The 12740-nt window shown below is 62.2% G+C and carries 10 protein-coding genes and 1 pseudogene; 10 read left to right on the forward strand and 1 reads right to left on the reverse strand.

Going from position 1 to position 12740, the window contains the following annotated elements:
* Positions 1–636: 636 nt before the first annotated feature.
* From A3A9_RS45750 to A3A9_RS0115930, 9 genes and pseudogenes are all read left to right on the forward strand, one after another.
* Positions 637–1119: pseudogene (locus A3A9_RS45750) on the forward strand (NAD(P)-dependent oxidoreductase); the annotation flags it as partial.
* Between the two features lie 803 nt (positions 1120–1922).
* Positions 1923–2519 carry an HD domain-containing protein gene (locus A3A9_RS41205; protein WP_051370946.1) on the forward strand — a complete coding sequence of 199 codons (597 nt, stop codon included), beginning with the start codon at positions 1923–1925 and terminating at the stop codon, positions 2517–2519.
* A gap of 203 nt (positions 2520–2722) precedes the next feature.
* A complete protein-coding gene (locus A3A9_RS0115900; protein ID WP_027059666.1) occupies positions 2723–3844 on the forward strand; it encodes an acyltransferase family protein in 1122 nt (373 codons plus the stop codon).
* Positions 3845–4028: 184 nt separating this feature from the next.
* On the forward strand, positions 4029–4709 hold the full coding sequence (locus A3A9_RS0115905; RefSeq protein WP_033838582.1) for a GntR family transcriptional regulator: 681 nt from the start codon (positions 4029–4031) through the stop codon (positions 4707–4709).
* A gap of 290 nt (positions 4710–4999) precedes the next feature.
* Positions 5000–5278: a hypothetical protein gene (locus A3A9_RS43985; protein ID WP_152536109.1), complete on the forward strand. Its 279-nt coding sequence runs from the start codon at positions 5000–5002 to the stop codon at positions 5276–5278.
* Entirely contained in the window at positions 5262–5822 is a 561-nt protein-coding gene (locus A3A9_RS0115915; RefSeq protein ID WP_027059668.1) for a hypothetical protein, read from the forward strand. The genes A3A9_RS43985 and A3A9_RS0115915 overlap by 17 nt, the downstream gene beginning before the upstream one ends.
* A 1-nt stretch (position 5823) precedes the next feature.
* Complete coding sequence (locus tag A3A9_RS0115920; RefSeq protein WP_027059669.1) at positions 5824–6405, forward strand: hypothetical protein; 582 nt, start codon at positions 5824–5826, stop codon at positions 6403–6405.
* A gap of 125 nt (positions 6406–6530) precedes the next feature.
* Positions 6531–7325 (forward strand): DeoR/GlpR family DNA-binding transcription regulator, encoded by a 795-nt coding sequence (locus A3A9_RS0115925; RefSeq protein WP_033838583.1) that lies wholly within the window; start codon positions 6531–6533, stop codon positions 7323–7325.
* A 76-nt stretch (positions 7326–7401) separates the two neighbouring features.
* On the forward strand, positions 7402–9879 hold the full coding sequence (locus A3A9_RS0115930) for a GcvT family protein (protein WP_027059671.1): 2478 nt from the start codon (positions 7402–7404) through the stop codon (positions 9877–9879).
* Here A3A9_RS0115930 and A3A9_RS0115935 read toward each other — a convergent pair.
* Entirely contained in the window at positions 9876–10745 is an 870-nt protein-coding gene (locus A3A9_RS0115935; protein ID WP_027059672.1) for a LysR substrate-binding domain-containing protein, read from the reverse strand. The two genes, A3A9_RS0115930 and A3A9_RS0115935, sit on opposite strands and share 4 nt — an antisense overlap.
* A gap of 149 nt (positions 10746–10894) precedes the next feature.
* Here A3A9_RS0115935 and A3A9_RS38905 point away from each other — a divergent pair, with 149 nt between their 5' ends.
* The gene (locus tag A3A9_RS38905) at positions 10895–12601 is read left to right on the forward strand and encodes a Na/Pi cotransporter family protein (RefSeq protein WP_033838584.1); all 1707 of its coding nucleotides are present in this window, start codon (positions 10895–10897) and stop codon (positions 12599–12601) included.
* Positions 12602–12740 lie beyond the last annotated feature (139 nt).

The raw sequence follows: 12740 nt of genomic DNA on the forward strand, positions 1-12740 counted from the left end.
ACTTGGCCGTTCAAGGGGCCAATGGCGGTATCGCACTGTGCCTGACGCGATCGTGTCGCAACTTGCCGCCGGTTTGCCGCCGGCGGTCGATCTGACCCCTTCGCGGGCAGATAGGTTCTGATTATTCAGGGCTGGCGCAGCAGGCCTTGCCGTTCTCGGATGAAGGGAAACGACGTGACCGCAAACACCAGCACACAGGCCGCCGAGCCAATCGACCCCCAAAGCGTCTACGCCGTGCTGATCTGCGATCTGGTCGGCCTGCGCTTCGGACCCGACGGCAAGCCTGACCCAAGCGAAGTGCGCGCCCATATCGAAGCCAGGGGCGGCCGCTTTCACCTGTCCGCGCTAGGCGACAAAGCGGGTCTCGAACATGGCAGGGTGCATTTCTTCTACCAGCCGGACCTCAGCACCCGGGAAGAGTTGATCGACGCCGCCGCCGACGGGCACTACGACGCCGTCATCGCCGCCGCGACCTTCCTGCCCGCTGAGACTGTGTTTCCGCTGGCCGGTGTGCGTATCGGCGCCGGCACCGGCAATATGGGCTCGCGCTCATGGGGCGGCGGCAGCGGCGAGGGCGGCGCGGCGGTGCTGATGAACACACCCGGCATCAACAGTCGCGCCACGGCGCAGATGGTGATGAAGGCGATCCTGAACGTGCTGCCGGATATCCCGGTCGACTTGCTTCATGCGCGGGTGGCGGCCGGCGCCTTCGACACCGGCCGGGAGTTGCGCGATTTCCCGACCGAAAAGCTCGAAGGCAAGACCATCGCCATCATCGGCTACGGCAATATCGGCCGCGAGGTGGCCAAGCTTGCCTGCGCCTTCGGCATGCGCGTCGTGATCCATGCACGGCCACGGCACCGCGACTGGGTGGAAGCCGAGGGCTTTGTCTTTGCGCCAGACCTTGTCGAAGCGGCTGAAGGCGCCGATGTGCTCAGCGTCCATGTCGGCCTGGGCAAGCAGGACGCACAGACCGGCCACTACGCCAATGCCGGGCTCGTCGGCGCGGATGTCCTGTCCCGCATGAACAAGGGTGCAGTGCTGGTCAATTACGATCGTGGCGAACTTGTCGATGTTGCGGCGCTTGGCGATGCCCTGGATACAGGGCAGGTGCGCCATGCAGCCATCGATGCCGACCTGTTCAGGGACGCCTCGACGGGGCGCCTTTCCGGGCCGATGCTGCCCTATCTCGACCTTGTCGAGCGGCATGGCGCCAGGCTCGAACTTCTGCCGCATGCCGCCGCCGATACCGACCATCCGTCGCGAGTCGCCGGCGCCCAACAGGCCGTCGACCAGCTGTTCGATGTCATCTGTCGCAAATCGGTGACCAACGCAAAAGGCACCGTGCCGCCGGGCTATCTTTCCCTCGGTGCAACGACGCCCCCCGGCATCGGGCCGGTGACGGCCGATCATCTTTTGAAATTGACCGCCGGCGACTGCTCGGAACTGGCGGATGTCTGTGATCTGCAAAGCCGCTTGTGGAAGGCGCTGTCGGACGCGCCGCCCGCCGGGCGGGGGAGGGTCGTCGCGGAGCAGGGTGAGGAACTCGTCCGACTGATCGACCGCTTCTGCCTTCTGGCCGAGGAGCTGAACCTCAGAGGCCCTTACCAAGGCAAAAATGTCCGGCATGCTGGCGGCGCGGCATTTTCCCGGCCTGGTTAAGGCCGGTGACTGCGCAGCCGTGGTCGCCGTCGAGGTCGAGGGTTAGGCGGTCGCCCTCAAGGCACGGTCTGCGTCCGATCTGCAAGGCCATCAGTCAGTTCCCATCCGTCGCGCCCAAGTCCGCTTTGCCAGTGTTTTGGCAGAAATAGTCGTAACAAAACGATTTCTGCCATAGCCGATAAAGCCTATTTGTCACGCCAGATCAACAGGAGACGACATCATGGCCACCATCCTGGCGGCGCCGGTATTCCCGACAGCAGCTGGCACGCGCTATCACAGCCTTCATTCGCGATACCGAAACCGAACTGCTCTTCAACCATTCGAGCCGTGTCTATCATTTTGGCGCGCTGGCCGGCCTGCATCGCGGGCTCAAATTCGATCGCGAACTGCTCTATGCCGGCGCGATGTTCCACGACATCGGGCTGATGCCGAGCCACTCAAGCCAGCATGAACGTTTCGAGGTCGATGGTGCGCACGCCGCGCGCGACTTCCTGCGCAGCCATGGCATTCCCGAAGAGGATGCCTACACGGTCTGGACCGCGATCGCGCTGCACACCACGCCGGGCGTTCCGGTTCACATGCATCCGGTCGTGGCGCTGGTGACCGCCGGCGTCGAGATGGACGTGCTCGGGCTCACCCACGCGCAATATTCCGATGAGGAGCGCGAAACGGTGGTGCAAGCCTTCCCGCGGACGCCGGCCTTCAAGGAAGACATCATTCAGGCCTTCTATGACGGCATCAGGCACAAGCCCGACACCACATTCGGCAACGTCAAGGCCGATGTGATCGCCGACAAGGAACCGCATTTCCACCGCGGCAATTTCTGCTCGGTGATCCGCAACTCCGCCCGGAGATAGCTGCAGCATGGTCTCGATACGGATGATCGAGATCGTGCCCGGACTGCATTTTCTCGACAAACAGAAGTTTAAATTAACGAGAAGAGAACAAAATGAGGACGGTGGACGGAAATCCCTGGTCCGGGTTTCCGTGCCGACACGAGCGTGAGTGGCGACGCAGCGTGGCAACAATCATTTCAAAACGCGGGCACTCGGTCTGAATTATGAAGTCTTCGACTGGAGAACACTATCCGGCGCTGGACCATGTTCGTGGCCTTGCGGCTTTCCTGGTCTTCACTTGGCATTTTCTCCATCAGTCTCCTCAGGGTCCTGTACCCTATGATTTCGTGCCAGCCTGGCCCGTCTTCAGCCTTCTGGATGAAGGCCACACCGGCGTTTCGCTTTTCATGGCGCTCTCCGGTTACCTGTTCGCCAAGCTTCTTGATGGGAAACGGGTCCGCTATCTGCCCTTCTTTGCCAACCGGGCGCTAAGGCTGCTTCCGCTTCTGCTGGCTGTGATAGCCATCGAAGCCTGCCGTAGATATGAGGCGGGCCAGCCCCTCGGCGAATATCTGACAGACATCGACAGGGGATTGATCTTTCCCACCCTTCCGAACGGCGGCTGGTCGATAACGGTGGAAGCCCACTTCTACATCCTGCTGCCGTTCCTGCTGATGGCGTCCAGGCGGTTCCTGTTCGCGCCGTTGTTGTTCATCGCGGCGGCGATTCTGCTGCGGTCGGCGATCTATGTGCACCTCGGCGAGGTGCAGTCGGCGGCGGCCTGGACCATCATCGGTCATGCGGATCAGTTTCTGGCTGGCATTCTCGCCTTCCATCTCCGCGCCCATGCGAAGGGCCGGCACTGGCTGGCACTGGCCATTCTCATTGCGTTTTCGGGGTTCTTCTGGTGGTTCGATGCCGCAGGGGGATTTTACCAGCTCGGGCACTATCCGTCGTCGCATTGGATATGGATCATCCTGCCAACCCTCGAGGCGGCGGCCTATGCGTTTGGGATCGCCTATTACGACACCAGCTTCCCAAGGAAACGGACAGGCCTGCCGTTCAATATCCTGGAAAAGGCGGGGGCCTACAGCTATTCGATCTACCTTCTGCACCTGTTCTTCGTCATGCAGCTTGCGGCGTTCATAAACACGAACGTCATGAGCATCAGCAATTTCTACATCGCCTGCCTCTGGTCCTTGCTGTGCTTTCTGGCGACGATCCCGATCGGCTATCTCAGCTACACCTGCATCGAAGCGCCATTCCTGCGCATGCGCATGCGATACACGGAGCCAACAGCGGTTGATCCGATCCTGTTCAAGGATCGACCGGCCACGGCCGCATAGGCGGCATGCCTCCGACCGGGCAGTGCGAAGATATCCGACAGGGAACATCGGCTCGGGCATCGGGCATCCCACTGTTAACTTTAGCTGGTATGCAGCGGGACTGGGACCGAAGCTCGTACACGAGGATACTTATATCCCTATTGGTTTTCCACTACGTTCGATCCGCGTGACAGGGGAGCATCGATTGCGCGGATTTGCGGAAAGCCTGATCGAGAGGCCGCAGACGGTGGCGGAGCAGGTCGCCAAGGTCCTGCGCGAGGCCATAGCCAGTGGGACGCTGAAGGCCGGCACCGCGCTGCGGCAGGACGAACTGGCCGAGCAGTTCGGCTTCAGCCGCATGCCTATTCGTGACGCGCTTCGCCAATTGGAAGCCGAGGGCGTTGTGTCTATTCACCCAACCAAGGGTGCGCATGTTGCCCGGATGGACGGCGCCGAAATCAGCGAAATCTACGCGGTGCGCGAACTGCTCGAATGCGAAGCGCTGCGGCTGTCTGTGCCTGCCCTGTCCGACGGCAAGCTCGATGAGGCGGAACAGGTGCTCGACCAGATCGACGCGGAGCGTAACGTCGGCCGCTGGGGTGCCCTGAACAAGGTATTTCATCTGTCGCTCTACGATGCCTGCGGCAACCACCGTCTGCTCGGCCTGATCGAGGCGCATCACAATGCGGCCGATCGCTACGTCCGCATCCTCTTGTCGCACCTCGACCATCGCACCCGCTCGCAGGGCGAGCATCGCGACCTGCTGGCCGCCTGCCGCCGGCGCGACGGCAAGAAGGCCGTGAGCGTTCTGCGACAGCATCTGCGCGAAGGCCGCGACACGCTCGTCAATGCGGTAGAGCGCGGCGGCCTGACGCGAAAATCCTAGGCCTGGCTGAAGCGCGATTCTCCGATGCCGGGTTCGCCAAGCTGGACGGCGTCGCGGTTCACTCGGCAGCATGCAACTTGGCGTTTTGCTCATCCAAATGGAAGTCGCTGTTGTGGTTTCCCAGCGAGGTCATGTTCGAGGCGCAATTCGCGCAATGACGCTCGCTGTGTGTTGCATCCAAAAGCATTGCCTCGTGGGATCGGTCGACTATCATGGCTACGGCAGGTCCGGGGTGCTCTTGCGGGCGGTTAGCGCGGAAGGATCGTGATGCGAAGCGGACAATACAATCGATGTGGGTGAAAGAGCTTTCATCGGACGAGAAGCTGGCCATCGCCGCTGCCTGCGAGCGTTTCACTGCTGATGTTCTGAAGCCTCGGTTCATCCCCGACCAGCTGCATCGGCTCGACCATCCGCCAGATATCTTCGGCAAATGGCGCGGAAGCAAGTACGGTTTCTCCGCGCGCTACCGTTCGGATGACGGTGAAGAATTCAACACCCCTTTCGCAAGGTCGAGCGGACGAGGCCTTGCGTTGGGTCGAGGACCGGTTGTGGATGTTCGAGGACGATAGGCCCGATGAGCAGCTTATTGCCCTCGCTGTCGACCTGCTCTCCAAGGCCGGTCGGGATGGCGACGCCGAGGCGCATTTGTGGCGTGCCTTCGAGAAGGCGCCGAGCCTCGAACTGTATCGGCGGCTATGCAAAGCGGCGGGCCCGGCGGCACGCGACAAAGCGATCGAGAGGCTCCAATCCAGGCTGGCGCGCGAAAAGCGTTCCGCCTGGCATTTTACTGCCGATCTGCTCGTCAGCATCCTGATCGAGGAGAAGCAGTTTGAAAAGGCTTGGATCAACGTACGCGAATATGGAGCTTCGGAAGGGCTGAAGCAGAGGCTTGCGCAGGCCAGCGAAGCGACGCATCCGCGCGAGGCACTGATGGTTTACGCGGCACGCGTCGACCAGATGGCGCAGCTTGGCGGCGATGACAGCTATGCGGAGGCGGTGGCACTGATCGGCCGCATGGCCTGCCTGCGCGGCGTGTCCGAACATTCGGCTTACCTGGCGGATGTGAAAGCCCGTTTCGGCCGCAAACGCAATTTCATGAAGCTGTTGGCCTGAGATGCGGCGCGCGGCGATCGAGGAACAAGACCGATATATGCTGGAACGCCAGCGGCAGTTTCGTGCGGCGGCGGATGTCGTCGCCGATGCCTGGACGCGCTTCCAGGAAGTGGCGGCGGTGGCCGTCATCGGCTCCGTCGCGAAACCGCTTTGGAAAGAGGTGCCGCGCTTCAGCGAATTCCGGCGCGCCCGGATCGAGGTCTGGCATGAATGCAGCGACCTTGACCTGGCACTCTGGCTCGATTCGCAGGAACGACTTGGCGAACTGCGTCGCGCCGCCGCGCTTGCCCTGCGCCAGGCGTTCGAGAAAGGGAACGGGATCAGCGTTGCCGATCATCAGTTGGACGTCTTCCTGATCGAACCGCGCACCGATGCCTATCTCGGCCGGCTCTGCAAGTTCAGCCAATGTCCGAAGCAGAAACTCGACTGCCTGGTTCCTAGCTGCGGCGAGATTGCCTTCAACAGGCGCTTCGCCGAATTCACGCCGCACGCCGATCTGCTCATCCCAGCCGAAGGCGCAATGCTTTACAAGCGCGGCGTTGGCCGGTTGCGCTCCGCGCTAAATCTGCCGCAGACTAGGTAGAGTTCTTCTCGGGCAGTCGGTGCGCCTTCAAAAGCCGGGAAATCGCGTGAAGCTTTGCGAAAGTTTGCGTCTGCTCACATTAACTGCCACATATTGCAACATCAAAGCTCGACTTGAGGATCGCTATGTCTCCCGTCAGCCGCCTGCCGGCACGCGCGCTTGCCCCGCGCCGCCATGACGAGATCCTGAGACGGCTGAGCGCCCAGGGCTCCGTCAGTGTTGCCGAGCTGGCTGAATTCTTCGACGTTTCCCGCGAAACCATCCGCCGCGATTTGAAGTTGCTTTCGGATCAGGGCAGGCTCGGCATCGTGCATGGCGGTGCTGCCCGCTTCGAGCCGAGCGAACCGGCGATGAGCCTGCGCAGCCAGGAAAATGCCGGTGGCAAGGCGGCGATCGGCAAGGCGGCCGCCGGCCTGGTCAGGGATGGCATGGTGGTGTTTCTCGATTCCGGCACCACCACCTTGGCCGTCGCGCAGGCCATGGCCGGACTGCACGACCTCACCATCTGCACCGCCAGCCTGAAGATCGCGTTGCATCTGTGCCATGTCCCCGGCATGCGCGTACACATGCTGGGCGGTGAAATCGATCCGGGCGAGGAGGCGGCTTCCGGCATCGATACGCTCGAGGTCATGGCCCGCTTTCGCGTCGACATCGCCTTTCTCGGTGGCGGCGCGCTGTCTCCGGACGGCGAGGTCACGGACTTCACCCGCGCCGGCGCCGAGCAACGCGGCCGCATGATCGCACTCGCCGGCAAGGCTTATTTCGTGCTCGACAGCAGCAAGTTCGGCAAGCTGACGCCGCTCCGGATTCCGAACTTCGACCGCGCGGCCGGCGTGGTCGTCGACGCCAGTCCCGAACCGGCCCTCGTCGAGGCGCTTTCGCAAAACGGACCTGAACTCATCGTTGCAACCTTGATGTGATATTTTGTGACTTTTTGAGTTGATATTTGGCTTTTCTATGGTAGTGTTCGCCATCCCTTCAAATGGCGGAACGCTCATGGCACATGAATTTCCCACCCAGGCCCGTGTTGTCATTGTCGGCGGCGGCATCATTGGCTGCTCTGTCGCCTATCACCTGACCAAGCTCGGCTGGAGCGATGTCGTGCTGCTCGACCAGGGACAACTCAGCGGCGGCACCACCTGGCATGCCGCCGGCCTTGTCGGCCAGTTGCGCAGCCATTCCAACATGACCAGCCTGATCCGATATTCGACGCAGCTCTACAGCGAGTTGGAGGCCGAGACGGGGCTGGCAACAGGCTGGAAGAATTGCGGTTCGCTGTCGGTGGCGCGCACCGCAGACCGCATGACCGTGCTGAAGCGCTCGGCCGCGTCGGCGCGCGCGCAGGGGGTCGAGATCGACGTAATTTCGCCGAAAGAGGCAGCCGATCTGTGGCCGGTGATGGCAACCGATGACCTTGTCGGCGCCGTCTGGTTGCCGGGAGATGGCAAGGCCAATCCGACGGATTTGACGCAATCGTTGGCCAAGGGCGCGCGCAATGGCGGTGCCAAAATTTTCGAGCGGGTGAAGGTTACCGGCATCACGGTGAAGAACGGTGTCGCCTGCGGTGTCGAGACGGACCGGGGCGACATATCAGCCGAGATCGTCGTCAACTGCGCCGGCCAGTGGGCGCGCAAGGTCGGGCTGATGTGCGGCGTCTCGGTGCCGCTGCACTCGGCCGAGCACATGTACATCGTCACCGGCAGGATCGAGGGCGTCCATCCGGACCTGCCGGTCATGCGCGACCCCGATGGTTTCATCTATTTCAAGGAAGAGGTTGGCGGCCTGGTCATGGGCGGCTTCGAGCCGCATGCCAAGCCGTGGGGCATGAACGGCATCCCGGAAAATTTCGAATTCGCGCTGCTGCCAGACGATTGGGACCAGTTTGAGATCCTGATGGAAAATGCATTGATCCGCGTGCCGCAATTGGCGCAGGCCGAGGTCAAGAAGTTCTACAACGGTCCAGAGAGCTTCACGCCGGACAACAACTTCATCCTCGGCGAGGCGCCGGAGCTGAAGAATTTCTACGTCGGCGCCGGCTTCAACTCGATGGGTATCGCCAGTGCCGGCGGTGCGGGCAGGGCGCTTGCCGAATGGATCGTCAACAGCGCGCCGACCATGGATCTATGGCCGGTCGATATCAGACGCTTCGCCGCGTTCAACAACAATTCGCGCTGGCTGCATGACCGCGTGAAAGAGACGCTTGGCCTGCATTACGCTATGCCGTGGCTGAACCGCGAACTGGATACCGCACGACCTTTCCGTCGCTCACCGCTCTATGACCGGCTTGGGGCAAAAGGTGCTTGCTTCGGTTCGAAGATGGGCTGGGAGCGCGCCAACTGGTTTGCCGCTCCGGGAGAGAAGGCTGAGAACGACTACGCCTTCGGCCGCCAGAACTGGCACGAGGCGGTCAAGCGCGAGATGAAGGCAACGCGCGAAGCGGTCGCCATCTTCGACCAGACCTCCTTCGCCAAGCTCCTCGTCCAGGGCCGCGATGCCTGTGAAGTACTGAACCGCATCTGCGCCGGCAATGTCGACGTGCCGGTCGGGACGTCGGTCTACACGGGCGTGCTCAATGATCGCGGCGGTTACGAAAGCGACCTCACCATGATGCGGCTCGGTGCTGAGAAATTCCTGATCGTCACTGGTTCAGCGCAAGCGGTCCACGATGCCGACTGGATCGTGAAGAACATTCCAGCCGATGCCCATGCCATCCTGACCGACGTCACCTCGTCCTATGCGGTGCTGGCTGTGATGGGGCCGCGTTCGCGCGATCTGCTCGGCAAATTGTCGTCAGCGGATCTTTCCAATGCCGGCTTCCCCTTTGCCACCATCCGCGAGATCGATATCGGCTATGCCACCGCCTATGCCAACCGCATGACCTATGTCGGCGAGCTCGGCTGGGAACTGATTGTGCCGACCGAATTCGCCGTCGGTGTCTATGAGGCGCTGCATGAGGCGGGCCGTGAATTCGGCTTAGCTGACGCCGGCTACTACGCGCTCGACGCCTTGCGCATCGAAAAAGGCTTTCGCGCTTGGGGCAGGGAGCTGACGCCTGACATCGACTCTTGGCAGGCCGGGCTCGGCTTTGCCGTGGCCATGGACAAGCCAGGTGGCTTCATCGGCCGAGAGGCGTTGGTCAAGGCAAAGCCATCGGCGGCACCGGCAAAGCGCATCGTGCTGTTCACGCTCGACGACGCCGAGCCGATGCTGTGGGGCGGCGAGCTGATCCTGCGTGACGGCAAACCGGTCGGCGAGGTCCGCTCCGCTGCCTACGGCCACACCCTTGGCCGCTCGGTCGCGCTTGGGCTGATCGAAAACGAGGCTGGTGTCGATGCCGCGTTTCTCACCAGCGGTCGTTTCGAGATCGATCTCGCCGGCGTCCGCCATGCCGCGACAGCGCATCTGCGCAGCCCCTACGACCCGAAATCGGAGCGGGTGAAGGCGGATGTGGTGGAGGTGAGGGCGGCGGCTTAATCCACCGACATCGAGCGCGCCATGTCGAGAAAGGCGCGCACCAGCTTGCCGCCGCTGCGTTCGCGCAAGCAGATCAGCGCTTCGTCCATCAAGGTTTCGGGCGCGTCGATGGTGATCGCAACCAGGCGCGAATCCTGGCCGAATTCGGCCGCCGAGACAAAGCCGATGCCGGCACCGGAGGCGACGATCTCGCGGACCGCTTCGCGGCCCTCGGCCTCGATCGCCGGCCTCAATTCGATCTTCGAAGCTGCGGCGAGGTCTTCGAGCTTCTGGCGCGTCTTCGAGCCGCGCTCGCGCATGACCAGCGATTCCTGCGCGAGTTGTTTCAGCGTCAGCGACTTTTTGCCCGACAGCGGATGGTCGACGGAGGTGAAGGCGATGATCGGGGTGGAGTTCAGTTTCAACACCTCGAAATCACGCCCGGTCGGTATCTCGCCCAGGACGCCGATGTCGGCATCGTAGCTGTAGAGACTGCTGATCACCGTCTCGGTATTGCCGGCACGCACCGAAACCTGGACGCCGGGATAACGCGCCCGGAAACTGCCGAGGATGTGCAGCAAATGATGCGCGGCATCGGCGACGATGCGCAGCGTGCCGGAGCGCAACGCGCGGGACTCTGTAAGGAGCTCCAGCGCTTGCTGTTCGGTATCGAACATGCGGTGGGTAATCTCGAGCAGTTTCTGGCCGGAATGGGTGAGCGTGACCTGCTTCTTGTTCCGGTTGAACAGCAGCACGTCATACTCTTCCTCAAGCTTGCGCACTTGATCCGATATGGCCGGCTGGGTCAGGAACAGCGCTTCGGCGGCACGCGAAAAACCGCCTGATATGGCCACCTGATGAAAGGCCCGCAGCTGAACGTAGCGCATCTTCTCCGCCTCCGAGACCGCTGATATCGACAGCAGTCTATCATAAGGTGTACTAACTAAAAGATAGAAACGAACGATTTGACTTATGTCGCGTCGATCATCAGCCTTACGATGGGTCGACGTCCCTGCCGGCCTTTGGAGGCGCGGCCATGCAATTTTCCATCATCCTGCTGCATCTGGCGGGCGCCGTCATGCTGCTGCTTTGGGCCGTGCGCATGGTACGCACCGGCGTCGAGCGCGCCTGCGGCCCCACACTGCGCGATGCGCTGAGACAAGCCCGGGGCGCCCGGATCAGGTCGGCGGGCGTCGGCACGCTGCTTGCGGTGCTTCTGCAGAGCTCCACCGCCGTGGCCGTGCTCGCGGCCGGCTTTGCCGCCAGCGGCATGGTGTCGGTATCCGCCGGACTGGCGATCCTTTTGGGCGCAGACCTTGGGTCGGCGCTGGTGGTGCAGGTACTGTCGTTCGACCTCAGCTGGCTGGTGCCGGCGCTGATCCTGGTCGGCGGCGCAATGTTCCTGAAGTTCGAGGCGCGCGGCGTCAAGCAAGTCGGACGCATCCTGATGGGCATCGCCTTCGTTCTGCTGTCGCTGCACATGATCGGCGAGGCGACCGCGCCAATGCGGCAGAGCATATTGCTGCCCCTGGTGATTTCCTATTTGCGCTCCGATTATTTCACGGCCTTTGCCGCCGCTGCGCTGTTCACATGGCTGATCCATTCCAGCGTGGCGGCTATCCTTTTGTTCGTCACGCTCGCAGCACAGGGCGTCCTGCCGGTCGAGGTCGGTCTGTTCTTCATCCTCGGCGCCAATTGCGGCGGCGCACTGATTGCCGTGTGGCTGACGCGCGGCGAGGCTGTCGAGGCGCGCCGTGTTCCGCTCGGCAACCTGATCTTCCGTGGCACGGCGGCACTCGCCGCCTTGTTCGCGCTTCAGGCCGTGGCGTTTCCGACGGATATGTTCGGCGCGACCGAAGGCCGCCAACTGGTCAATCTGCATCTCGCTTTCAATCTGGCGCTCGTCGTCTGCTGCTTGCCCTTCGCGGGATTGATGGAGCGGCTGGTCAGCTTGCTGATCCCCGACAAGCCCCCGGCAAAGGCGGGCGAGGATGCGGACCTCATGTCGCGTCGAGCCAGCGCGCTCGACCGCGGCGTCATGCGCACGCCGGGCCTTGCTTTTGCCAGCGCGACGCGCGAGTTGCTGCGCATGGGCGAGGTCGTCGAGGTGATGCTGCGTCCGGTGATGGATTTCTTCGATGCCGGCACCGCCGAGCAGATCCGCCAGGCACAGAAGCTCGATGACGAGGTCAACCGCGCCCATACCGAAATCAAGCTCTACATTGCCGAGGTCAATCGCGGCAGCATGACAGCGGCCGAGGCCCAGCGCGGCATCGAGCTCACCGACTTCGCCATCAATCTCGAACGCGCCGGCGACATCGTCGCCAAGAACCTGCTCGTGCTCGCCAGGGAATTGCGCGACAAGAACCTGCGCTTTTCTAGCGATGGCTGGAGTGAACTGGCCGGGCTTCATAACCGTGTCATGGCCAACATGCAGCTTGCGCTCAACGTGCTGGTGTCGAGCGATCTCGACTCCGCGCGCCAACTCGTCGTCGAGAAGGAGCGGATGCGCAAGCTGGAACGCATGAGCCATGACCGTCATCTCAAGCGCCTGCAATCGGGAATGCCGCAAAGCATCGACACCAGCGACATCCATCTGGAGGCGGTGAGGGCGTTGAAGGAAATCAACTCGCTGATGGCCTCGGTCGCCTATCCGCTGCTGACGCAAAGCGGCGATCTGCTCGAAAGCCGGTTGGCGAGGGGCAGCGAGGCGACAGGCGAGATGGCTTCCGCAGTGGCATGACAAAGCGGAATTTCTTCCTGAAGCCGGCAAACTTGTTCATCGCCTAAATCGATACTTCGATATGAAATAACGATTTTACAAATATGTCGTTCGGGCCGAGAGTAAGCCCACATCGAAAAAGCAGCGATCTGTCGGAGGA

Origin of the sequence: Mesorhizobium loti CJ3sym (genome assembly GCF_000472785.1) — a bacterium.
GTDB classification, from domain to species: Bacteria; Pseudomonadota; Alphaproteobacteria; order Rhizobiales; family Rhizobiaceae; genus Mesorhizobium; species Mesorhizobium loti_E.

Bases quoted from the DNA above. Each gene is read 5' to 3' on its own strand.
- A3A9_RS0115900 (WP_027059666.1), top strand. From the start codon at position 2,723: ATGAAGTCTTCGACTGGAGAACACTATCCGGCGCTGGACCATGTTCGT.
- A3A9_RS43985 (WP_152536109.1), top strand. From the start codon at position 5,000: ATGTGGGTGAAAGAGCTTTCATCGGACGAGAAGCTGGCCATCGCCGCT.
- A3A9_RS0115915 (WP_027059668.1), top strand. From the start codon at position 5,262: ATGTTCGAGGACGATAGGCCCGATGAGCAGCTTATTGCCCTCGCTGTC.
- A3A9_RS0115920 (WP_027059669.1), top strand. From the start codon at position 5,824: ATGCGGCGCGCGGCGATCGAGGAACAAGACCGATATATGCTGGAACGC.
- A3A9_RS0115925 (WP_033838583.1), top strand. From the start codon at position 6,531: ATGTCTCCCGTCAGCCGCCTGCCGGCACGCGCGCTTGCCCCGCGCCGC.
- A3A9_RS0115930 (WP_027059671.1), top strand. From the start codon at position 7,402: ATGGCACATGAATTTCCCACCCAGGCCCGTGTTGTCATTGTCGGCGGC.
- A3A9_RS0115935 (WP_027059672.1), bottom strand. From the start codon at position 10,745: ATGCGCTACGTTCAGCTGCGGGCCTTTCATCAGGTGGCCATATCAGGC.
- A3A9_RS38905 (WP_033838584.1), top strand. From the start codon at position 10,895: ATGCAATTTTCCATCATCCTGCTGCATCTGGCGGGCGCCGTCATGCTG.